The organism is Lentzea fradiae (assembly GCF_900100955.1).
In the GTDB taxonomy this organism is placed as follows: Bacteria; Actinomycetota; Actinomycetes; order Mycobacteriales; family Pseudonocardiaceae; genus Lentzea; species Lentzea fradiae.
In genome coordinates, this window is record NZ_FNCC01000017.1 from 107512 (window position 1) to 129136 (window position 21625).

26 protein-coding genes are annotated in these 21625 nt (G+C 70.7%); 11 read left to right on the top strand and 15 right to left on the bottom strand.

Annotation, left to right across the window (positions count from 1 at the left end):
• Positions 1 to 17: 17 nt before the first annotated feature.
• On the bottom strand, positions 18 to 809 hold the full coding sequence (locus BLT23_RS33575; protein ID WP_143036127.1) for an LppU/SCO3897 family protein: 792 nt from the start codon (positions 807 to 809) through the stop codon (positions 18 to 20).
• A gap of 43 nt (positions 810 to 852) precedes the next feature.
• A complete protein-coding gene (gene helR / locus BLT23_RS33580) occupies positions 853 to 3030 on the bottom strand; it encodes an RNA polymerase recycling motor ATPase HelR (protein ID WP_245744472.1) in 2178 nt (725 codons plus the stop codon).
• A 166-nt stretch (positions 3031 to 3196) separates the two neighbouring features.
• Here helR and BLT23_RS41440 point away from each other — a divergent pair, with 166 nt between their 5' ends.
• Positions 3197 to 4021, top strand: a complete 825-nt coding sequence (locus BLT23_RS41440; RefSeq protein WP_218133965.1) for a hypothetical protein — start codon at positions 3197 to 3199, stop codon at positions 4019 to 4021.
• On the opposite strand, the gene BLT23_RS33590 is transcribed toward BLT23_RS41440, so the two are convergent.
• The gene (locus BLT23_RS33590; RefSeq protein WP_090057612.1) at positions 4018 to 4572 is read right to left on the bottom strand and encodes a helix-turn-helix domain-containing protein; all 555 of its coding nucleotides are present in this window, start codon (positions 4570 to 4572) and stop codon (positions 4018 to 4020) included. The two genes, BLT23_RS41440 and BLT23_RS33590, sit on opposite strands and share 4 nt — an antisense overlap.
• 106 nt (positions 4573 to 4678) lie before the next feature.
• On the opposite strand from BLT23_RS33590, the gene BLT23_RS33595 reads away from it, so the two are divergent.
• Both BLT23_RS33595 and BLT23_RS33600 read left to right on the top strand, forming a co-directional pair.
• Positions 4679 to 5332, top strand: a complete 654-nt coding sequence (locus BLT23_RS33595; RefSeq protein WP_090057321.1) for an AzlC family ABC transporter permease — start codon at positions 4679 to 4681, stop codon at positions 5330 to 5332.
• A complete protein-coding gene (locus BLT23_RS33600) occupies positions 5311 to 5619 on the top strand; it encodes an AzlD domain-containing protein (RefSeq protein ID WP_090057325.1) in 309 nt (102 codons plus the stop codon). The genes BLT23_RS33595 and BLT23_RS33600 overlap by 22 nt, the downstream gene beginning before the upstream one ends.
• A gap of 214 nt (positions 5620 to 5833) precedes the next feature.
• Here BLT23_RS33600 and BLT23_RS33605 read toward each other — a convergent pair whose 3' ends face one another.
• Entirely contained in the window at positions 5834 to 6274 is a 441-nt protein-coding gene (locus BLT23_RS33605; RefSeq protein ID WP_090057328.1) for an Lrp/AsnC family transcriptional regulator, read from the bottom strand.
• A gap of 74 nt (positions 6275 to 6348) precedes the next feature.
• Between BLT23_RS33605 and BLT23_RS33610 the strand changes: the two genes are divergently transcribed.
• Both BLT23_RS33610 and BLT23_RS33615 read left to right on the top strand, forming a co-directional pair.
• Entirely contained in the window at positions 6349 to 7536 is a 1188-nt protein-coding gene (locus BLT23_RS33610) for a trans-sulfuration enzyme family protein (protein WP_090057332.1), read from the top strand.
• 139 nt (positions 7537 to 7675) lie between these two features.
• On the top strand, positions 7676 to 9019 hold the full coding sequence (locus BLT23_RS33615) for an amino acid permease (RefSeq protein WP_090057615.1): 1344 nt from the start codon (positions 7676 to 7678) through the stop codon (positions 9017 to 9019).
• Positions 9020 to 9021: 2 nt separating this feature from the next.
• Here the strand turns inward: BLT23_RS33615 and BLT23_RS33620 are convergent, their stop codons facing one another.
• A complete protein-coding gene (locus tag BLT23_RS33620; protein WP_090057336.1) occupies positions 9022 to 9927 on the bottom strand; it encodes an aldo/keto reductase in 906 nt (301 codons plus the stop codon).
• A gap of 90 nt (positions 9928 to 10017) precedes the next feature.
• Here BLT23_RS33620 and BLT23_RS33625 point away from each other — a divergent pair, with 90 nt between their 5' ends.
• The 4 genes from BLT23_RS33625 to BLT23_RS33640 are packed head-to-tail and all read left to right on the top strand — an operon-like array spanning position 10018 to position 12778.
• Entirely contained in the window at positions 10018 to 10707 is a 690-nt protein-coding gene (locus BLT23_RS33625; protein WP_090057340.1) for a TetR/AcrR family transcriptional regulator, read from the top strand.
• Positions 10708 to 10717: 10 nt separating this feature from the next.
• Complete coding sequence (locus tag BLT23_RS33630; protein WP_176947043.1) at positions 10718 to 11356, top strand: VOC family protein; 639 nt, start codon at positions 10718 to 10720, stop codon at positions 11354 to 11356.
• A gap of 43 nt (positions 11357 to 11399) precedes the next feature.
• Entirely contained in the window at positions 11400 to 12032 is a 633-nt protein-coding gene (gene pdxT / locus BLT23_RS33635; RefSeq protein ID WP_176947044.1) for a pyridoxal 5'-phosphate synthase glutaminase subunit PdxT, read from the top strand.
• Positions 12029 to 12778, top strand: a complete 750-nt coding sequence (locus BLT23_RS33640; protein WP_090057347.1) for a YebC/PmpR family DNA-binding transcriptional regulator — start codon at positions 12029 to 12031, stop codon at positions 12776 to 12778. The genes pdxT and BLT23_RS33640 overlap by 4 nt, the downstream gene beginning before the upstream one ends.
• Before the next feature lie 55 nt (positions 12779 to 12833).
• Here the strand turns inward: BLT23_RS33640 and BLT23_RS33645 are convergent, their stop codons facing one another.
• Positions 12834 to 13763, bottom strand: coding sequence for an alpha/beta hydrolase family protein (locus tag BLT23_RS33645; protein WP_090057351.1), 930 nt, complete (start codon positions 13761 to 13763; stop codon positions 12834 to 12836).
• A 111-nt stretch (positions 13764 to 13874) separates the two neighbouring features.
• On the opposite strand from BLT23_RS33645, the gene BLT23_RS33650 reads away from it, so the two are divergent.
• The gene (locus BLT23_RS33650) at positions 13875 to 14447 is read left to right on the top strand and encodes a TetR/AcrR family transcriptional regulator (protein ID WP_090057355.1); all 573 of its coding nucleotides are present in this window, start codon (positions 13875 to 13877) and stop codon (positions 14445 to 14447) included.
• 212 nt (positions 14448 to 14659) lie between these two features.
• Here the strand turns inward: BLT23_RS33650 and BLT23_RS33655 are convergent, their stop codons facing one another.
• From BLT23_RS33655 to BLT23_RS33690, 8 genes are all read right to left on the bottom strand, one after another.
• A complete protein-coding gene (locus tag BLT23_RS33655) occupies positions 14660 to 17011 on the bottom strand; it encodes an ATP-binding protein (protein WP_090057618.1) in 2352 nt (783 codons plus the stop codon).
• A gap of 5 nt (positions 17012 to 17016) precedes the next feature.
• On the bottom strand, positions 17017 to 17844 hold the full coding sequence (locus tag BLT23_RS33660; RefSeq protein ID WP_176947045.1) for a phytanoyl-CoA dioxygenase family protein: 828 nt from the start codon (positions 17842 to 17844) through the stop codon (positions 17017 to 17019).
• Complete coding sequence (locus tag BLT23_RS33665; RefSeq protein WP_090057362.1) at positions 17811 to 18398, bottom strand: DUF6879 family protein; 588 nt, start codon at positions 18396 to 18398, stop codon at positions 17811 to 17813. The genes BLT23_RS33660 and BLT23_RS33665 overlap by 34 nt, the downstream gene beginning before the upstream one ends.
• Positions 18399 to 18407: 9 nt before the next feature.
• Positions 18408 to 18599 (bottom strand): hypothetical protein, encoded by a 192-nt coding sequence (locus BLT23_RS33670; RefSeq protein ID WP_090057366.1) that lies wholly within the window; start codon positions 18597 to 18599, stop codon positions 18408 to 18410.
• Between the two features lie 130 nt (positions 18600 to 18729).
• Positions 18730 to 18897 (bottom strand): DUF397 domain-containing protein, encoded by a 168-nt coding sequence (locus BLT23_RS33675; RefSeq protein ID WP_090057369.1) that lies wholly within the window; start codon positions 18895 to 18897, stop codon positions 18730 to 18732.
• Positions 18894 to 19091, bottom strand: a complete 198-nt coding sequence (locus BLT23_RS33680; RefSeq protein WP_090057373.1) for a DUF397 domain-containing protein — start codon at positions 19089 to 19091, stop codon at positions 18894 to 18896. The genes BLT23_RS33675 and BLT23_RS33680 overlap by 4 nt, the downstream gene beginning before the upstream one ends.
• Positions 19088 to 19285 (bottom strand): DUF397 domain-containing protein, encoded by a 198-nt coding sequence (locus tag BLT23_RS33685; RefSeq protein ID WP_090057377.1) that lies wholly within the window; start codon positions 19283 to 19285, stop codon positions 19088 to 19090. Before BLT23_RS33685 ends, BLT23_RS33680 begins: the two co-directional genes overlap by 4 nt.
• On the bottom strand, positions 19285 to 20118 hold the full coding sequence (locus BLT23_RS33690; protein ID WP_090057381.1) for a helix-turn-helix domain-containing protein: 834 nt from the start codon (positions 20116 to 20118) through the stop codon (positions 19285 to 19287). Before BLT23_RS33690 ends, BLT23_RS33685 begins: the two co-directional genes overlap by 1 nt.
• Positions 20119 to 20244: 126 nt before the next feature.
• On the opposite strand from BLT23_RS33690, the gene BLT23_RS33695 reads away from it, so the two are divergent.
• Positions 20245 to 20745: a DUF4262 domain-containing protein gene (locus tag BLT23_RS33695; protein ID WP_245744473.1), complete on the top strand. Its 501-nt coding sequence runs from the start codon at positions 20245 to 20247 to the stop codon at positions 20743 to 20745.
• 176 nt (positions 20746 to 20921) lie between these two features.
• Here the strand turns inward: BLT23_RS33695 and BLT23_RS33700 are convergent, their stop codons facing one another.
• On the bottom strand, positions 20922 to 21485 hold the full coding sequence (locus BLT23_RS33700) for a TIGR03086 family metal-binding protein (protein ID WP_090057384.1): 564 nt from the start codon (positions 21483 to 21485) through the stop codon (positions 20922 to 20924).
• Positions 21486 to 21625 lie beyond the last annotated feature (140 nt).

Genomic DNA, 21625 nt, shown 5'->3' on the forward strand with positions numbered 1-21625 from the left:
CTGTCGTCGTCGCATGGTCAGCGGAACGTCTGGGACAGGCAGTACGTCGTGTTGATCTCCGGGTACGCCATCGCCGTCGCCCGCCGCTCGTCCGGCGGGCAGGCCGCCGTGTCCGCGACACCGGTGAGCACCTTGACCCGGATGACCAGCAAGTCGCTGCCGCACGCCGTCTTGGGGGCTTCCACACCTCCTGAGGGACGTTTGAAGTCGTAGCACTCGCCGTCGGCGTACACCGGGATCAGGCACACGTTCATGCCGTAGCCCTCGGTGTACCTGACGTACCAGTACTCGTTCTCCCCGCACTTCTCCCCGGTCCGCATCGTCTTGCCGACCGTGTAGTTGTGCTTGTTCTCGGCGCACTCGGTCTGCGCGTACTCCGGGGCGGTGACACCCCCGTCTGACCCGCCGGAGAGCAGCACGCAGTCGCCGACGACCGCGAACGGCTTCGGCTCGGACGTGGTCGCCGGCACGGGGGCCTGCGCGGCGGGCGCCTCGCCGAACTCCCAGTCGTCCTTGCCTGCGAACCAGAGCAGCGCCGCTCCGAGCACCACCACGAGGACGAGCAGGCCGGCGCCGATGAGCAGCCCCGCGCCCGCGGACGCCTGCGGTGCGACGTCCAGCACCGGGCGCGGCACGTCCGGGCCGCCGGAGGGGTGGTGCGGAGCGGGACCCGAGTACGCCCCGAACGGGTCGGGGTCGATCGGGGCGTACAGCGCGTCGTCCGGCTCGTCCGGCCGCTGTCGCGCCGGGCCCGCGGGCGGGGCCCACGGGTTCACCGGGTCCTCCGGTCTGCCGGGTGGTGTCGTCATGGTGGACGACCGTAGGGCCGCTCAGGACCGCGCACCCACTGATTTATCCAGCTGTGCCCACCGGTTCGGCCAGTCCCGACAACGGAGCCGGCAGCGGCTCGTGGTGCAGCACCCCGAGTCGTTGCGTGGCACGGGTGAGCGCCACGTACAGCTCCGCCGCGCCGCGCGGCCCGTCGGCCAGGATGCGTTCCGGCGCCACGACGAGCACCGAGTCGTACTCCAGGCCCTTGGTCTCCGACGCGGGCACGGTGCCGGGCACGCCGGGCGGCCCGATCACGACGCTGGTGCCCGCGAAGTCCTTCTCCGCCAGCGTGAACTCCTCGATGGCGGCGGGCAGCTCGTCCGGTGTGACGTGGCGGGCCCACGGCTGGACACCGTTGGAGCGCACCGACTCCGGCGCCTCGACGTCCGGCGCGAACTCGGCGAGCACCCGTGCCGCCACGGCCATGATCTCCGCGGGCGTGCGGTAGTTGACCGTGAGGGAGCGGTACTCCCAGCGGCCCGGCACGTACGGGTCGAGCATCTGGCCCCACGACCGGGCGCCCGCCTCCGACCGGCGCTGCGCGAGGTCGCCCACCACCGTGAAGGAACGGCCCGGGCAGCGGCGCATCAGCACCCGCCAGTCCATCTCGGACAGCTCCTGCGCCTCGTCGACGACGACGTGCCGGTAGGTCCAGCTCCGGTCGGCCAGCGCGCGTTCGACGAGCGTGCGCTGGTCGTGCTCCTCGAAGCGCTCGGCGAGGTCCTCGGCGAACAGCATGTCCGTGGCGAAGAGGTGGTCCTCGTCGTCCATGTGGTCTGTGCGGTTGACCATGCTCTCCAGCACCTCGGCCGCGTACCGGGCCTCGGCCGCGCGTTCGGCGGCGCCCGCCTGGTCGGCCGCCTGCTCGGTGCCGTCCTTGCCCAGCAGGTCGTGCAGCTCGTCGAGCAGCGGCACGTCCGACACCGTCCACGCCTGGCCGTCGGCGCGGTGCAGCGACGGGTCCGCGCCCGCCTCCGCGAGCCGTTCCGGCGCCGAGTACAGCGCCGCGAGCAGCTCGAACGGCGTCATGACCGGCCACAACGCGTCGAGCGCCGCGATGAACGACTCGTCGTCGGCGAGGTCCTTGACCAGGCCGGACCGCATGTCCTCCCACGCCTGCTTGTCCGACCGCGACATCCAGCCCTTGCCGATCCTGCCGATGGCCCGCTCCGTCAGGACGTACGTGACGATCTCGCGGAACACCGCGCGGGCCTCGTTGTGCGGCAGGCCGCTGTCGCGCGCCTCCTGCCGGGCCCACTCGGCGACGTCCGGGCCGATGTTGACGACGACGTCCTTCATGCCGATCGGGATCGGCTCCTCCGGCACCCGCTGCAGGGACGCGACGGCGGCCTTCAGCACGTCGACCATCGCGCGAGACCCCTTGATCCGCGCGACCTCGGGCGTGTCCTCTGCGGTGGCGGCCAGGCCCGGCAGGAGCGTGCCGGCGGTGGCGAACACCACGTCCGACTCGCCCAGCGACGGCAGCACGCGCCCGATGTGGTTGAGGAACGCGGGGTTCGGCCCCACGACGAGCACGCCGTGCCGTTCCATGCGTTCGCGCTGCGTGTACATGAGGTACGCGACGCGGTGCAGCGCCACGACCGTCTTGCCGGTGCCGGGACCACCCTCGATCACCAGCACACCGGGGTGGTCGAGCCGGATGATCGCGTCCTGCTCGGCCTGGATGGTCGCGACGATGTCGCGCATCCCCTCGCCACGCGGCGCGTTCAACGCCTCCAGCAGCGCCACGTCCCCCTGATCCTCACCGAGGCGCCCGAACACCTCGTCGGTGAACCCGGCGATCGCGCGGCGGCGGGTGAGGAACTGCCGGCGCCGTCGCATCCCCTCGGGATGCGCCCCCGTGGCCGTGTAGAACGGCCGCGCCGCCGGTGCCCGCCAGTCGAGCAGCAACGGCTCGAAGTCGTCGAACTCGTCGAAGATGCCGATCCTGCCGATGTAGGAGACGTCCCCGTCGACGCTGTCCAGCCGCCCGAAGCACAGGCCGTAGTCGGCCACGTTCAGGCGCTTCATCTCACGGTGCCGGGCCCGCACCTCGTTGTCGCGGTCCATCGCGGTCTCGCCGGTGCCACCCAGCGCCGCCTGGTACGCGGCCTTCACGCGCGCACGGTCGTTGTCGAGCCGCGCGTAGAGGCCCGCCACGTACTCGCGCTCGGACTGCAGTTCTTCTTCGTAACCCACGTGCTCCCCAGGCGCCCTTGTGCCGGCTTAGGACGATGAGTCTGCGGCACGGCGGGGGCCTTGTGGCAAGGCCCCCCTTCTGCTATACGGTTAAGTGGGAGGAACGGGCCGCTCGGCGGCCCTTTTTTCGTTGGCGCGGCGACACCCTCCCGGTGATGATGGCCGCGTGACCACGCCTTTTCGCTGGGACCTCGTGACGCCCGACCGGCTCGGGTCGATGCTGGACGGCGCGCTGGCGCCGGAGGTGGGCTACCTCACGGAGCTGTGCCGGTGCGCGGGCAAGGTCCTGGCCCGCGGCGGCAACGGCGACCTGGTGTTCGTCGGCCGGTCCCTCGACTCGATGTTCGACCTGCTCGGCGGCGCGCTGGAGGGCACGGGCCACCGGCTCGCACGGCTGCCGCTGTCGTTCTGGAGGGGCTACGACTACTCGCGGGCCCACGTCCTGCGGGCCAGGGAGATCCTGGCGGACCTCGGCATCACGCCCGCGTCGCTGGCCCGCCGCGCGCGTCCCGTGACGTTCGTCGACGTGGTGTCCTCCGGCAGCACGTTCAGGAGCCTCTTCACGCTGCTGCACGACTGGATCACCGAGGAACGCGAGACCTGGCCGGTGATCCGCCGCAAGCTCCGCTTCGTCGGCGTCACGAGCGAGAGCAAGACCAGCCCGAACACGTTCCGCTGGCAGCAGCACGCCGACTGGACGCTCCGCCTGCCCGCCGCGTCGGTCGTGAACGTGTCCCTCGACAGGCCCACCTGGTCGTACTTCGCCGACCGCCAGCGGAAGCTGACGAAGTCCTTCGGCCCGCGTCGCTGGATCGACGGTCCGGCGGAGATCGACCGCGACGACAAGACCCGGCAGGCGCTCGCCGAGGCGGTGCGGCTCGTCGAGCTGGGACGCGCCAGGGAGGTCCGGCGGATGATCGCGCGCGCCATGGAGGGCGAGCCCGCGCTCGCCGAAGCGTGGCTGCGCACCTTGAGAAGCAGGCTCTCCTAGGCGGTGTGCTCCATGACCAGCACCGCGGTCGTCCCCGGCTCCAGCGCCTTGCAGATGTGCGGCGCGTCTCCGGGGTAGACGATGTAGTCGCCCGGCCCGAGCTCAACCGGGTCGTCCACCAGCCCCGCGAGGCACCGCCCCGTCGCCACGATCATGTGCTCGGTGCTGCCCGGCACGTGCGGCAGCGACTCGCGGGCGCCGCCCGGTTCGAGGGCCAGCCAGTAGAGGTCGTGCTTGGTGCCGGGGCGGCAGGCGGCCAGCAGGGTGGCCGAGTAGTGCGCCTGTTCGGAGTGGATGACGGGGCCCTCGCCCGCGCGGATCACCTGCACGCGCGGTACGGCCGGTTCGACCAGGCGGCTGAACGGCACGCCGAGTGCCACGGCCAGTGCCCACAGGGTTTCCACGCTCGGGTTGCCTGAGCCGGACTCCAGCTGGGAGAGCGTCGACTTCGCCACCCCCGCCTTCTTGGCGACCTCGGTGAGCGAGAGGCCGGTGCGATCCCGTTCCCGCCGGAGGTTGGCGGCGATGAGGGCGAGTGGTGCGTTCGACACAGAAGTCCATCCGTTCGGCTTGACGAACACAGGTCCGAGGTGTTCATCTTAATGGGTGGTCCGTTCGATTTGGCGAACTCTCGACGCCGCCCTCCTCCGTGACGTCATGGCCGTGGCACTCGGTGCCTCGGTCACCGGCGCGTCCTTCGGCGCGATCTCGGTCGGCTCCGGCCTGCCGTGGTGGATGCCGGTCCTGATGTCGGTGGTGATCTTCGCGGGCGGGTCGCAGTTCATGGCCGTGGGGATCGTCGCCGCCGGGGGCAGTCCCGCCGCCGCGGTGCTGGCCGGGCTCGTGCTCAACGCGCGGCACCTGCCGTTCGGGCTCGCGGTCGGGCACGTGCTGGGCAACGGGTGGCTCGCGCGGGTCGTCGGCAGCCACCTGATGATCGACGAGTCCACGGCGTTCGCGATGTCGCAGCGCGACCCCGCGCGTGCTCGTGCCGCTTATTGGGCGTGCGGCGTGTCGTTGTTCGTCACCTGGAACGTCGGGGTGCTCATCGGAGCGCTCGCGGGGCAGGCGCTCGGCGACCCGATGACGTTCGGGCTCGACGCGGCGTTCCCGGCCGCGATGCTCGCGCTCACCCTGCCCGCCCTCAAGGACGCCGCCACCCGCAACGCGGCGCTCACCGGCGCGGTGATCGCGCTCGCGACGACGCCGTTCCTGCCCGCCGGGATGCCGGTGCTGCTCGCGCTCGCCGGGCTCGTCGCGTTCCGCACGACCACGAAGAAGGAGGAGCCGTGCCCGTCACCGCAGTCCTGATCCTCGGCGCGGGGACGTTCCTCATCCGGTTCGCCGGCCCGCTGCTGCGCAACCGTTTCACCCTGCCCGACAAGGTCCGCGACGTCATCTCGGCGAGCGCGACGGTGCTGCTGCTGGCGCTGGTCGCGGTCTCGGCGCTGACCAACGGCAAGCAGTTCGGCGGCTGGGCGCTCGCGGCCGGTGTCCTGGTGGGCGGGCTCGCGGCGTGGCGGAAGCTGCCGTTCGTCGCCGTCATCGTGCTGGCCGCCGCCACCACGGCCGGGCTGAGGTTCCTCGGCGTCAGCTGAGCACACCTTCCGGCAGTGCTCTCCGTAACCCCCCGCCCGCTCGCGACTCCCTTTCGTGTTTCCCGCCGGGTACGCGGGGGCCCCGCGTACCTTCTGCTCGAACGCGGGGCCCCCGCGTCCTACAGCCACGTCACGTAGAGGCAGTGGTGAACACTGGTGGATGACGCGCGGGCGGGTGGGGGAGGGAAGGCTGGGCGAGACTTCCGGTGCGCCACTAGTGCTTGCGGACGTGCGAGAACAGCAGGTTCGTGTGCACCTCGGTCACCTCGCGGCGGCTCGTGAACTTGTCGAGCACGAGCCGTTGCAGATGGCCGACGTCCGCCACCCCGACGTGGACGAGGAAGTCCTCCGGGCCGGTGACGTGCGAGAGGGCAAGCGTTTCCGGCAGTGACAGCACGTAGGCCATGAACGGGTCGACGATCTCCTTGGTGTGCGGGCGGATCTTCACCGCGAGCATCGCCTGGACGTGCCGCCCGACGGCCGCCGGGTCGATCTCCGCGTGGTAGCCGGTGATCACGCCGCGTTCCCGCAGCGCGCGGTGCCGGACGACCGCCGTGGACTGCGCGACGTTCACGCGTTCGGCCAGGTCCTTGTTCTGCAGCCGCGCGTCCTTCCGCAGTTCTCGCACGATGGCCTCGTCGATCGCATCCAGCACGGCTGTTCTCCGTTCCGCCGAATCGGCTGCGGTTGTTCGTCCACTCCGCCGAGTCAGTCTTCACCATTCGGGCCATGACGCGCATCGAGACCATCGCAGTGCACGGCGGCCGCGACGACCTGGCGGAGCTCGGCGTGCACGCGCCCCCGATCGACCTGTCCACCACCTACCCCGTGCCCGACCAGGCGCTCGGCGGGCAGGCGCTGGGCGACTGGGCCATCGGGGCCGCGCACGCCACCTCGCCCGTCTACGCGCGGCTGCACAACCCGACGGTCGCGCGGTTCGAACAGGCGCTCGCCGCCCTGGAGCACACCGAGACGTCGGTGGCGTTCGGCAGCGGCATGGCCGCGGTGACCGCCGTGGTCCAGGCCGCCTGCGTGATGGCGCAGAAGCCGCACGTCGTGGCGGTGCGGCCGTTGTACGGAGGCACCGACCACCTGCTGTCGTCCGGGCTGCTCGGCGTCACGACCACGTACGTCGAGGCCGGTCTCGTGGCGTCCGCGATCCGGCCGGACACCGGGCTCGTCGTCGTCGAGACGCCGGCCAACCCCAACCTCGACCTCGTCGACATCGAGCACGTCGTGCGGCAGGCCGGGGGAGTGCCGGTGCTGGTCGACAACACGTTCGCCACACCGATTTTGCAGAACCCTGCCCTGCACGGCGCCACGTACGTCCTGCACTCCGGCACCAAGTACCTCGGCGGTCACGGCGACGTGCTCGGCGGCGTCGTGGCGTGCTCGGAGGAACGGGCGGCGGCGTTGCGGCAGGTCCGGATCATCACCGGCGCCGTGCTGCACCCGCTGGGCGGCTACCTGCTGCACCGCGGGCTCGCCACGCTGCCGCTGCGCGTCGAGGCCGCGTCCCGGTCCGCCGCCGTGCTGGCCGACCGGCTCGCCGAGCACGACGCCGTCGAGTTCGTGCGCTATCCGGTCGCGTCCCGGCAGATGCGCGGCACCGGCGCCATGATCGCGTTCGGCGTCCACGGCGACCCGACCGAGGTCGTGCGGCGGCTGAAGCTCGTCACGCCTGCCGTCTCGCTCGGGTCGGTCGACACGCTGATCGAGCACCCGTCCGCGTTGACGCACCGGCTCGTACCCGGCGAAGAACTGCGCGCTTCTGGCGTTCCGGACAATCTTCTGCGCATTTCCGTCGGTTTGGAGCACGTCGAGGACATTTGGGAGGACTTGAGCTCCGCGCTGTGTGATGTCGATTACGTTAAGCCTTCCCCAACTGATTTCTTGGTGATGACCGCTTCTCGCTAGCGTCCGGACGCATCAGCGCGTCGGGGCGCGGGAGGTTCCGACGCGAGCAATTTTGCGTCTCGGAGGGAATCTCTTCGTGAGTTCTGCGGAAATCGACGCGGACGGCTACACCAAGGCGTTGAGCAAGCGCCAGGTGCAGATGATCGCCATCGGGGGCGCGATCGGCGTCGGCCTCTTCCTCGGTGCGGGCGGACGCCTCGCCGCGGCGGGGCCGTCGCTGATCCTGTCCTACGCGCTGTGCGGTCTCGCGGCGTTCTTCGTCATGCGCGCCCTGGGCGAGCTCGTGCTGCACCGCCCGGTCGCGGGCAGCTTCGTCGAGTACGCCCGCGAGTTCGTCGGCCCGTGGGCGGGCTTCACGGCCGGCTGGATGTACTGGGTGAACTGGGCGATGACCGGCATCGCCGAGATCACCGCCGTCGCGATCTACATGCACAAGTGGTTCCCCGACCTGCCGCAGTGGATCACCGCGCTGGTGGCGCTGGTCGTGCTGGTCGCCGTGAACATGTTGTCCGTCAAGCTCTTCGGCGAGCTGGAGTTCTGGTTCAGCGTCGTCAAGGTCACCGCGATCGTGGTGTTCCTGGTGACCGGCATCGGCCTGGTCATCGGCCACGCCGACATCGGCGGCACCACGGCCTCGGTCTCCAACACCCTCGGCCACGGCGGCCTGTTCCCCGCCGGGTTCGGCATCGCGCTGATGACGTTGCAGGCCGTCGTCTTCGCCTACGCGGCGATCGAGCTGGTGGGCATCGCGGCAGGCGAGACCAAGGAGCCCGAGAAGATCATGCCGCGCGCCATCAACGGCGTCGTGTACCGGATTGCGATCTTCTACGTCGGCTCGGTCCTGCTGCTGACGATGCTGCTGCCGTGGCACCACTTCACGGGCACCGAGTCGCCGTTCGTGACCGTGTTCTCCGCGCTGGGAATTCCGGCGGTCGGTGACATCATGAACGCCGTCGTGCTCACGGCCGCATTGTCGTCGTGCAACTCCGGACTTTACTCGACGGGCCGAATTCTGCGCTCGCTCGCGCAGAAGGGTGAGGCACCCGCGTTCACCGGCAAGATGAACTCCCGGCACGTCCCTTATGGCGGAATTCTGTTCACCGGAGTCGCCTACCTGTTTGGTGTGGTTCTCAACTACATCGTGCCGAAAGAGGCGTTCGACATCGCCATCGCCGTCGCCTCGCTGGGCGTGGTGTCGACCTGGGTGACGCTGATCGTCTGCCAGCTCAGGCTGCGGAAGAAGGCGCTGGCCGGGGAGGTCGAGCGGCCGTCGTACCGGATGCCCGGCGCTCCCTACACCTCGTACGGGACGCTCGCGTTCCTCGCGCTGGTGATCGGGCAGATGGCGTTCGCGGGGACCGCCGAGAAGATCGCGTTCTGGTCGATCCCCGTGCTCGCACTGGCGTTGTTCGCCGGGTGGCGCTTCGTCCAGGCGCGCCGGCCCGTCGGACCGGCGCGCGAGCAGCTCGTCGCCGCGGACTGACGTCAGCGCTGGGCTGCCGCCGCCTTGGCCACGAGCGCGTCGATCGTGGACTGGTGCGGCTGGTCCAGCGCCACCGCCGACTCGTCGACGAGGCCGGTCAGGCGGCTCACCTCCTCCTCGGTCAGCTCCGCGGCCAGGCCGGCGGCGCTCACGTTGGCCCGCAGGTGGTCCGGGTTCGACGTGCCGGGGATGACCACGATCGCGGGCGACCGGCGCAGCAGCCACGCCAGCGCCACCTGGGCGGGCGTCGCCCCGAGCCGCCGCGCCGGACCGGTCAGCTCGTCGTACGCGGCGAGCTGACCGGACGCCAGCGGGAAGTACGGGATGAACGTGATGTCCTGCGCCTCGCAGTCGGCGAGCACCTGCACGCCGCTGCGGTCGAGCAGGTTGAAGCGGTTCTGCACGGCCGCGATCGGCGTCAGCTCCTGCGCGCGGGCCAGCACCTCCGGTGACGCCCCGGAGAGCCCGATGCGGCGGACGAGGCCCTGCTCGCGCAGCTCGACGAGCACGCCGAGCTTGTCCTCCAGCGGCACGTCGCTCTTCTCGGCCAGGCCGTCGCCGTCGAGCCGCAGGTAGGTCAGCTCGCTGTGCTCGGCTCCGAGGTCGGCCAGCGCCTCGTGCAACTGGGCCCGGACGGTGTCCGGGTGGTCGGTGATGATCCACGACCCGTCCGGCCCGCGCCCCGCACCGACCTTGTTCCCGACGACGATGTCCTCGGGGAACGGCCGCAGCGCCTCACCGATCAGCTGGTTGACGGTGCGCGGCCCGTAGGCGTTCGCGGTGTCGAAGAACGTCACCCCCAGCTCGACCGCCAGCCGCAGCACCTTCCGCGCCGACTCGAGGTCGTCCGGCAGACCCCACACGTTCGGCCCCGCGAGCTGCATGGCGCCGTATCCCACTCGGTTCACTTGCGTTCTCCCTGTTCGTATCACCGATGCGACTAAGTCCGTATCAGTGCCTCGTATCAGTGATACGCCTGATGCCGTAGCATTGCAACCGTGGAGGAGACGAGAGCGCGGACGAGGCAGCAGGTCCTGGAAGCGGCGGCGGGCATCCTGGAACGCGACGGCGTCCAGGCGGTCTCCACCCGTTCGGTCGCGGCGGCGGCCGGTATCCGCGCGGCCTCGCTGTACCAGTTCTTCGAGGACAAGGACGGCCTGCTCGACGCGCTGGCGGTCCACGCGTTCGACCTCTACCTGGCCGGGAAGGACACGCTGCCGCGCACCGCCGACCCGGTCGCCGACCTGCGCCTGGGCTGGGACGCGCACGTCGCGTTCGGCCTCGCCCACCCCGCCCTCTACCTGCTGATGTTCACCCCGGCCCGCCCCGGCCGCCGCCCACCGGCCGGCGACCGGGCCCGCGTCCGGCTGCTCGGGTTCCTCGACCGGGTCGCGGAGGCGGGACGGCTGCGCGTGCCGCCCGCGGTGGCCGCCGAGCTGATGACGGCCGCAGCCATCGGGGTCACGTTGCGGCTGGTCAGCGCCGAGGACCCGGACACCGGCCTGTCGGCGAGGATGCGCGACACGGTCATCGGCTCCGTCGTCACGGACGTGGCACCGGCCGAGGAGTCAGGACTGGCGCCACGGGCGCTGGCGCTTGATGCCGCGCTCGCCGCTGCCGACGACCTGCCGTTGCGGTCCGCCGAGACGGCGTTGCTGCGCGACTGGCTCGAACGGCTGGCCCAGTAGAAAGGACGGCATGGCGTTTCTGGGGATGCTGAACGAGTTCTGCTGGATGGACCTCAAGACCCGCGACCCGGACGGCACCGCCGAGTTCCTCGGCACAGCGCTGGGCTGGCGGTTCGCGGTGGACGAGGAGGACTGGCGCAAGGCCACCAAGATCCACGCCGGTGATCACCCGATCGGCGGCGTGAGCGACCTGTCGAACCCGGTCTACCCGCCGGGCACGCCCGCCCACGTGGCGTTCTACCTGTCGGTCGACGATCTCGACCGGCGGGTGGAGGCCGCGGTGGTGGGTGGCGCCCGGCTCGTCGTGCCGCCGTTCGAGGCGGGCGACCAGGGCCGCACGGCGACGCTGGTGGACCCGGCGGGTGCCGCCTTCTCGCTGTGGGAGCCGCTCGCGTTCGCCGGGTGGTCGTTCCCGCCCGGCCTGGCCGGAGCCCCGCACCGCCTGGTCCTGGCCTGCGACCGGCCCGGCGAGGCCCGCAGCTTCTACCGCGACGTCCTCGGCGTGGCAGTGGAGTGCGCGGACTTCGTCGCGGCGCAGACCGCCGCGCCACGGTGGGAACTGGAGGTCTGGGCCGACTTGGACGACGGGGTGGTGACGAGCCCGGAGGGGCTGACGTTCCGGGTGCGGCGGCGCCCGCCAGCGGCCTGACCGGTGACCGGCGTTGTCGGTGCGCTCGAATAAGCTGGTGAGCATGGTTGCCGCCGCCCCTCCCGTCATCGGTGTGCTCGCTCTGCAGGGCGATGTCGAGGAACACCTCGTCTCGCTCGCCAAGTGCGACGTCACCGCCCGGCCCGTCCGCAGGCCCGAGGAGCTCGACGAGCTGGACGGCATCGTGCTGCCCGGCGGCGAGTCGACGACCATGAGCAAGCTGCTCGACAACTTCGGGCTGCTGGAGCCGTTGCGGGCGAAGATCAAGGGCGGCTTCCCCGCCTACGGGTCGTGCGCGGGCATGATCCTGCTGGCCGACAACGTGCTCGACGGGCGCGAGGACCAGCACCAGCTCGGCGGGCTGGACGTCACGGTGCGGCGCAACGCGTTCGGCCGGCAGGTCGACTCGTTCGAGACCGACCTCGACCTGGCGGGCGAGAAGGTGCACGCCGTGTTCATCCGCGCGCCGTGGGTGGAGGCGGTGAGCGGCGACGTCGAGGTGCTCGCTACGGTGCCTGTCACGGCGGAGGCGGGGGATGCCGCCGGTAGGATCGTCGCGGTCAGGCAGGGCAACGTGCTGGCTACGGCGTTCCACCCGGAGCTCACGGGGGATGAGCGCGTCCACCGCCTGTTCGTGGACATGGTTCGTGGTTCGACTGGTTCGGAGGACAAATGAGCGGCCACTCAAAGTGGGCGACGACCAAGCACAAGAAGGCCGCCATTGACGCCAAGCGCGGCAAGCTGTTCGCGCGGCTGATCAAGAACATCGAGGTGGCGGCACGAACCGGTGGCGGGGACCCGGACGGCAACCCCACGCTGTACGACGCGATCCAGAAGGCTCGCAAGAACTCGGTGCCGCTGGACAACATCGAGCGCGCGCGCAAGCGCGGCGCCGGTGAGGAGGCGGGCGGCGCCGACTGGCAGACCATCATGTACGAGGGCTACGGCCCCAACGGTGTCGCGGTGCTCATCGAGTGCCTCACCGACAACCGCAACCGCGCCGCCACCGAGGTCCGCACCGCGATGACCCGCAACGGCGGCTCGATGGCCGACCCCGGCTCGGTGTCGTACATGTTCAGCCGCAAGGGTGTCGTGATCGTGCCGAAGGCGGGCACGACCGAGGACGACGTCATGCTGGCGGTGCTGGAGGCGGGCGCCGAGGAGGTCAACGACCTGGGCGAGTCCTTCGAGGTCGTGTCCGAGGCGGGCGACCTGATCCCGGTGCGCCAGGCGTTGCAGGACGCGGGCATCGACTACGAGTCGGCCGAGTCGAGCTTCCTGCCGTCGGTGTCGGTGGCCCTGGAGGCCGAGGGCGCCAAGAAGATCTTCAAGCTGATCGACGCGCTGGAGGACTGCGACGACGTGCAGAACGTCTTCGCGAACTTCGACGTGTCGGACGAGGTCATGGCCGAGGTCGGCTGAGACGTCGCGGACGCGGGAACGCCGGTCACGGGTGTGACCGGCGTTTTTCGTCTGCTCACCGCACGTCGAGGGCGCCGATCGGGTCGGCCGCGTCCGCCAGTTCGGCCTGCAGCTGCTTCCACGGCAGGTCGTCGACGCCCAGCTCCGTCAGCAGGTACGCCCACGACGCGCGACGGACCAACGCGACGCGTTCGGGGCTCTCGTCGGTCGTGTCGGTGGCGTTGTAGCCGTGGATGCCGCCGAGCGAGTGCTCGCCGCCGAAGAGCGTGAGCAGGGCGCGGGCGCCAGGGCTCAGGCGGTAGACGTCGGTGAACCAGTCGGGGCCGCGGGTCGAGAGCAGCGACTGGTCGCGGTCACCGGCGACGGCGAGGAACGGCGTCGTCAGGTTGCCGAAGTCGGCGTGCATGAACGCGAAGTTCTCCTCGGCGAACGGCGTGAGCGCCTCGCCGGTGCCCGTCGTCGTGAGCAAGACCCCGGCCTTGACACGCGGGTCGGTCAGGTCGGGACCGGGCTTCCCGTCCGCGTCGAGGACGCGGGCGCCGAGCAGCATGCCGACGGTCTGACCGCCCCACGAGTGCCCCGCGACGGCGATGCGGCCGAGGTCGGCGCGTTCGGCGAGACCCGGCACCGCGCCGAGCACCTGGCCGAGGTCGTCGAGCACCCGCTGCACGTCCCGCACGCGGATCTTCCAGATGTCCGGATAACGCGGGTCGGCGGGCGTGAGGCCGAGCGTCACCGAGTCGAGGAACGTCGGCTGCACGACGACGAACCCGTTGCCCGCCCAGAAGTCGACCAGCGGGTCGTAGGACGACATGGACTGGGTGTACCCGTGGGCGAACACGATGATCGGCAGTCCCGTGCCGGTGACCGGGGCGGACACCCGCACCTGGAGGTCGTCGCCGCGGTCGGGTGCGGGCAGCACGACGGGCTTGACGCTGATGATCGAGGTGCCGAACGAGGGCAGGGCTGTGCTGGTCACGGGCATGACAGGATCCTTCTGACGAGTGCGGGAGCACCGGCTGTACGCTGAACCGGAGCGCGGTTCCGAATATACGGAGCAACGTTCCGGTTGGCAAGCGCGGGGAGAGGTGTCGCGGTGGGTGCGGAACAGGCGAGGTCGGCGAAGCGCGCGGACGCCCGGCGCAACGAGAAGGCGTTGCTCGACGCCGCGGCGGCGGTCTTCGTCACCGACGGCGTCGACGCCCCGGTGCGCAAGATCGCCGCTGAGGCGGGCGTGGGCATGGGAACGATCTACCGGCACTTCCCGACGCGAGCGGACCTCGTCATCGCCGTCTACCGGCATCAGGTCGACGCCTGCGCCGAAGCGGGACCCGCACTGCTCGCGTCGGCGGAGTCACCGTTCGCGGCACTGCGCGAGTGGGTGAACCTCTTCGCGGAGTTCCTGGTGACCAAGCACGGCCTCGCGAACGCGTCCCGCAGCGACCCGGACGGGTTCGCCGCCCTGCACGGCCTGTTCCTCGAACGGCTCGTGCCGGTGCTCGGCGACATCCTCACGGCCGCCCGCGAGTCCGGTGAGCTCACGGCGGACATCGCGCCGTACCAGCTGCTCCGCGCGATCGGCGACATCTGTGCGGGCGCCGAACGCGACGACCCGGACTACGACGCGCGCCTGACGCTCCGGCTGCTCCTCGACGGCTGCCGGGCCTGAACCCTGCGCCAGCGGTTCTCTCCGGCCGTCACCCCTCACATCCGTGTGTCATCCGTCCAGTGGTCACCGCCTCCTCTGCGTGACGTGGCATAGGTACGCGGGGGTCCTACGTTTCTTCCAGTGGTACGCGGGGCCCCCGCGTACTCGGCGGGAAACGCGAAAGTGCGTTGCGAGCGGGGCGTGGGTTACGGAGAGTGCTGATGGGAGCGGGGTCAGCGGGGTAGTGAGGCGCGTAGGGCGGTGGACTTCGGGTCGTCGAACTCGGCGAGGATCTCGGCCGCCTCCTGCGCGCAGCGCCGCGCCTCGTCCCCCCGGGGCAGTTCCCGGGCCAGGTGCACGAGGTTCTTGGCGAGCTTCCAGTGGTCGCCGAGCTGCCGGTGCGCGGCGGCGGCCTGCCGGTGGAAGTCGGCGGCGTCCTCGTCGCGGCCCAGGTCGCGGTAGGCCAGCCCGGCGCCCTCGACGGCCATCGCCTCCCGGCTGCGGTCGCCGTTCTGCCGGCAGAGGACGGCGGACGCCTGGTAGGAGACGAGCGCGGCACCCGGCTCACCGGCGGCCCGTTCGGCCTTGCCGAGGTACAGCAGCGCCGTCGCCTCCCACAGCCGGTTGGCCATCTCGCGGCTGATCGCGACGGCCTCCGAGGCGATCTCCAGCGACGTGGCCGCGTCGCCGCGTTCCCTTGCCGCGTAACTGATGGCGGTCAGCGCCATCGACTCGTAGAGGCGGCTGCCCAGCTCGCGGAAGATCCGCACCGACCGCGTCAGGTGCGCGTCCGCCTCGTCCAGGAGCCCGAGCTGCGCGCAGGTGTAGCCGAGGCTGTAGAGCACCGTCGGCAGCCACTCGCGATCGGCCAGCTCACCGGCCGCCGCGAGCGCCTCGGAGAGCGTGGCGCGGGCCTCGGCGAGCCGGTGCCGGAACAGGTGCACCCAGCCGAGCCCGTTCAGGCCCTTCACCACGTTGGGCAGGTCGCCGAGGTCCCGGTAGGTCGCGACGGCGGCGGCGTGGTGCGTGACGGCCTCGTCGAGCCGCATCGTCATGCGGCACAGGCGGCCCAGGCTGTCGTGCATCGCGGCCTGTTCCGCACGCAACCCCAGCTCCCGCGCGCACTCCAGGCCGGCCTGCGACGTCGACCGCCAGTCGTTGAAGTGGTTGTGCGTGGCGTAGATGCGTTCCAGGACCGTGGCCAGCCGCCAGGCCGTGCGCCGCTGACCCGTTCCCGCCGCCGCGTGCACGGCGGCCTCCAGGTTCGACTTCTCCTCCGCGTACCACCGCGCCGCCTCGCCGTGGGACGCGAACGGAGGCTCACCGGTCCGGGGCAGCTCGAACAGCAACGTCGTGTCGTGCGCGGTCATGAGCGCGCACTCGTACGTCATGCGCAGGTACCACTCGCAGACCCGCTGCACGGCGGCGAGCTGGTCCTCCTGCGAGATCTTGGACTGCGCGCAGTCCACCGCGTACGCCCGCAACAGGTCGTGGAACCGGTAACGCTCGTAGCCCGTCGCCTCCAGCAGGCAGGCACCCGCGAGCTGGTCGAGCGCGGTGCGGACCTGACGGCGGTTCCCGCCCGCCAGCGCCTCGGCCGCCGCCTCGCTGAAGTCGGCGCCCGGATGCAGGCCGAGCAGGCAGAACACCGTCGCCGTCTGCTCGGACAGCGCCCGATACGACCACGCGAACACCGTGTGCACCGCCTCGGCCTCGTCCGGGTCGCCGGTCGAGAGCGTGCTCCACAGCTCCGACTCGTCGCGCAGGCTCGCGATCAGCTTGCTCAGCGGCATCACCGGACGGCTCGCCGCCCGTTCCGCCGCCAGCCGCAACGCCAGTGGCAGGTACGCGCACAGCCGGGCCATCTCGGCGACCTCCGCCGGGTCGTCGCCGTGGCGGTACTCCCGGGTCGTGGCCGTCAGCAGCGCGACGGCCTCGGTCTCGGTGAGGGTGCCGAGCGTCCGCCGCCGCGCCCCGTGCCGGATCGCGAGCCCCTGCAGCTGGCTGCGGCTGGTGATGATCGCGAGGCTCTGGCCGGAACCGGGGATGAGCGGGCGAACCTGCGCGGTGCCGGCCGCGTTGTCGAGGATGATCAGCATCCGCCGGTCGGCGAGCGCCGACCGGTAGAGGCTCGACTTCGCCTCCGCCTCGGCGGGCACGGCCGCCGCGGGCACGCCGAGCGCGAGCAGGAACCGCTCCAGCGCCTGGTCGGGTGACACGGGCAGGCCGGGGTCGTAGCCGCGCAGGTCGATGTAGAGCTGGCCGTCGGGGAACTGGTCCCTGGTCCGGTGCGCCCAGTGCAGCGCGAGCGACGTCTTGCCCACGCCCGCCGTCCCCGAGATCACGTACACGACGAGGTTCTCCTCGTCGACCAGCAGCTCGTCCAGCGCGGCCAGTTCGGAGATCCGGTTGACGAACCCGCGCACGCCCCTCGGCAGCTGCAGCGGACGGTGCCCGCGACCGCCGGGGCCGTAGTGGAAGTGGATCCCGCCCTCCACGTACCCCGCCTGCACGACCTCGCCGGAGTTGCTGTGCACCTCCGACCGGGTGCCGGGCGCGGGATCGTCCTCCGGACGGCTCGGCATCGTGCTCACCAGCGGAACTCGCCGAGCAGCTCGCGGACCTCCGCGTCACCGGTCCGCGCGAGCACGGCGGTGAGCGGCTCGGCGGCGGGCACCCCGCCGCGGCCCGCGTCGTTTCGGACCCACGACGGCACGTGACCCAGCAGCAGCAACGTCCGGTGCCCCGCGGCGGCCGACGACGGTGCCGTCCGGTGCCAGAGCCCGCCGTGGATGACGACCGCGTCGCCCGGTTCGAAGAACAGCTCCACCTGACCGGGCCGGTCGCCGCGGTCGCCGAGCGGAATCCGCACGTCGGCGCGCGCGTGCGACCCTGGCAGCACCACCAGCGCGCCCTCGGCGGGCGACACCCGGTCGAGGTAGATCAGGCAGTGCAGCTGGTGCGGGTGGCAGAAGAACGGAGGCACCGGGTCCGGGACCACCGGGAGGTGGTGGTGCCACGGCACGGCGATCCCGGCGACGCCGGGGTAGTGCAGGCGTGCTTCGAGGTCGACCCAGACCTGCGGGCCGAGGAGCGTGCGTGCGAGAGACAGGACCGGCTCCAGGCGCAGCAGCCGGTGGAACCCCGCGTCCTTGTCGAGCAGCCCGCGCAGGTAGATGCTGTTGCCCGGCACCCACTCGGCACCGGGCCTGCCCTCCTCTGCGGCGGCGAGGGCGTGCACGCGGGCGCACAGCGCCGCCACCGCGGAGGCCGGGAGCAGCCCGCGGCGCACGAGGTAGCCGGACCGCACCAGGTGGTCGACGTCGGCGGCGCCGACCCCCGTGGTGACGACCCGGCGCGGATACCCCGCCGCCTGGTCGTTGATCACGAATTCCGTGCGAACGGCTTCGTCGTCCACGACCGGTTCCCGCTCTCGCACGGACGGCCCGGGAGCTCGGCGAGGAGCTGTTCCAGCGGGAACGACCTCGCGTGGAACTCACGCCACGCCCGCCGCGCGTGCCAGAGGCGCTCCGGGTGGTCGTTGCGGTTGATGTAGAGCAGCTCGCCTTCCGGGGTGTAGCTGAGGTCGACGACCACGGCTTCGTCGAACAGCCAGGTGTCGGTGTAGTAGAGGTCCGGCACGTCCTCGCGGTAGATGAACCGGATGTCCTCGCCCGCCGCGCTGTTGACGCGGTAGTACCAGTCGATCTCGAACCGCAGGTACGGCGTCAGCTCGTGGTCGATGATGTGGACGCGGCCCATGTACTTGCCCGCGGCCACGCTCCGCCTGATGTTCGCCGCCCACTCCTCGTTGCGACCGGCGGGCAGCGGCCGTCCCGACCGGTAGTGCTCGATCGGCTCCCGTTCTTCCTCGACGGTGTAGACCGGCAGCGTCTCGATGCGCGTCGCGGACTTCCGGAAGTCGACGAAGAGCCGGCCGAACTGCTCGTTGTTGAGAATGATCGGAACCACCCCGCCCCGTCAGCCTCTGAAAACGCGTTCGAGGATGTAGCGGGGAATTTCGACCGCGCTCTCACCGGGTGGGAATTCCAGCCCGCTGCGCTGCGCGTCCACGTCGAAACCCTGGACGACGATCGTGTCGTTCTCCGTCTCGTACACCGCGGGGCACGGGCCGTTGCCACAGCCGGATCCGCCGATCAACGTGAGTTTCACGATGCTCCCTCTGTCATGCCGTGCGCGACAAGGGAACCGAATTCTATCCGTTCGTTTGGTCCGGTACAACCTGATGGCACGCTTTTGTCACACTTTCGAGAAAAGCGCACCAGAAGGAGTGAAGGAGTGGTCAGCGAGGGTGTGGTCCGGTGACCAGTTTGGTGAATGCCGACCAAGCATCAGCTGAGACGGGAACGTGGGTGGTGGGCTTTTTGCTGTCCCGGATGCCGATCCCGTGACCCACTTCGACGCAGTTGTTGCCGCTGCCGCTGTAACTGCTCTTGCGCCAGGTGGTCACGGGAGTTCCTCCGTGCTGCTGTCGATCACGGCGGGACTTGAGCCGACCGCGAGGCGCAGGAAAGCGGACCACGTCTCGGGGCCGAGGGGGAGGTGGATGGCGGGAGCTTTGCTGTCTCGGATGCCGATCCCGCGACCAACCTCGACGCAGTTGTCGCCGCTGCCGCTGTAGCTGCTCCTCTGCCACTTGGTCATCGAAGGTCTTCCGGGCTGCTGTTGGTCACGGCGGGGCCTGAGGCGACCGTCAGGCGCAAGAAAGCCGACCACGCCTCGGGGCCGAGGGGGAGGTGGGTGGCGGGGGCCTTGCTGTCTCGGATACCGATCCCGCGACCCACCTCGACGCAGTTGTCGCCATCGCCGCTATAGCTGCTCTTGCGCCATGTGGCCATCAGGAGCCCTCCAGGATGCTGTTGATCACCGCCCTCGATTGTTCCTCATCGAGGGCGACGCCAGCGAGGTCCTTCAGGATGTTCTCGTACGTCTTGACCGTGTCGGCGTCGTCGAAGAACAGGCAGCACTTGACGCTCTCGACGTAGATGACAGACGGGTACTTCGGAAACCGCATGACGCGGAAGTCGCCTGCCGCGCCCGCGTGCATGCCAACCGAGGTGGGGACGACCCGGATGGTGATGTACCGCCGTACTGACAACCGCAGCAGGTGGGCGAGCTGCTCGCGCCACACCTCCCTGCCGCCGACAGGCAGGCGGAGTGCCTGTTCATGGACGAAGAAGGTAAAAGTGCGGGTGTATTCGAGGATGGACGCCCGCGCGGCTCTCGCCGCGGCCACTGCCTCCCGCTTCTCCGGTGGAACCGTCCGGGCCTTGGCGGTGACGGCCTCGACGTACTCCGGGATCTGGAGCAGTCCGGGTACGAGGATCATCGACCAGCAGACGATCTCGTCGGCGTCGCGTTCCTGGTTGATGAGGGTGCGGACCTGGTCCGGCACGCCGTCGTCGGGCACCTGGAGGTAGACGTTGCCCGACTCGCGGAACAGGGCGAGGAGCTCCTCGCGTTCGGCGAGCGGGGTGCGGCAGTAGGCGAGGAGCTCGCGGACCTCGGCCTCGGTCACCCCGCCCTTGCCGGCGAGCATGTCGCTGATCTTGGCTTCCTGCCAGCCGAGCAGCTCGGCGAGCCTGCGCTGGGTCAGGCCGGTGCGTTCGATGGCGGCGCGGACGCCGGCGCCGAACTCGCGGCCCACCACGCTGGACGATCTTTTGGGCATGGGAGAACGCTAGGGACGACGACGCGTCCGCTCCATCGTTCACGACCAAATGTGCCTGAAGGTGGGAGGGGTTGGAGCGGCTCCAAGCAGGTCAGGGCGTGGGCCGGGTGCCGTAGGCTGGGCGTCGTGCTCTCCGACGAAGACATCGAACTGCGGGCCCGGCTGCTGTCCGCGGCCGACCGGCACGGCCACACCAACATCGTCGTGAACCCGGACGCCGAGGGTCCGGGCTACGTGTTCTCGGTGGGGGCCTGGCGGCGGTTCGGCGTCGCCGAGGCGGTCGTCATCGGGCTGCCGCAGGGCATGGGCGAGAACCTGGTCAACGCGTACGTGAAGCGGGCCAGTGCGGGGGAGCGGTTCCAGCCGGGCAAGCTCTACCACGACTTCTTCGAGGGCGTGCCGATCACGTTCGAGCGCGTCTACAAGGGGTTCTACCCCGAGTTCTTCGGCAGCGCCTACCTGCTCTACGACGGGCCGGACTTCGCGGCCGTGCAGATCATCGTGCCGACGCCGCAGGGCCACTGGCCGTGGCAGCCGGACGCGCCGGAGGGGTTCGGCGACCACCAGCTGGTGCTGACCGAGAGCGGTATCCCCGAGAGCTGGACGCCGGGCGTCACCGGGCCGTGAGCCCGCGTTGTACGCGGGTTGTCGTCCGCTGACGACGGCCCGACACCGGACAACGTCAGACCTGTACAAAGGCGGTGTGGTCACCGGACGGGGGGAGATCCGGGGGTCATGTCAGGGGGAGGAGCGCTCCGCCTCGCGGGGAACCGGGGGTGCGGGGCGGGGCGCTTCAGAAGCGGCTACGGCTTGCGGCCCAGCAGGCCGATGAGCCTCGTCTGGTCGTCCGCGTCGTCGGCGACCGGGACCGGTGAGTCGAACAGGGGCGAGCCGCTCCACTCCTCGGCGTTCGCCTCCACGTAGCGCAGCACCGCCGACGCGAGGGCCGGGTCGATCCGCTCGTCGGCGCCGATCGAGCGGGCCAGGTCCCACGCGTGGACGGCCAGGTCCGTCGTCATCTGCCAGCAGTACTCCTCGGCGGGGATCTCGCCGGAGGACACGCTCACCGTCTTCGTCAGCGCCGCCGGCTCCAGCCACGCCTCGCGCGCCGACGCGGCGGCCACCACCCACGACACCAGCGGGTCGTCGCCGAGGTTGTCGTGGTCGAACCGGTCGCCGACCTGCTGCACGGTGCAGCCCGCCAGCAGCTCGGGGGCCCAGAGCTGTTCGTGCACCAGGTGGCCGACGAGGTCCCTCACCGACCACTCCCGGCAGGGGGTGCCGAGCGACCACTGGTCGGGCGCGACCTGCCGCACCCGACGGTCGAACTCCGTCATCGCCACGCCGTGCGCCTGGATCAGCTCCATTCCAGCAGTGCATCAAACACCGCTGCGACGCGCACCCCGGAGTGAGAGTTGGGCCACTCGGCCGCGTGCTCGTTGCGGCTCGTACAACCGTTCGGCGTAACGTGAATCGATCCGCCGTGACATCGTTGACACGAGAGGAC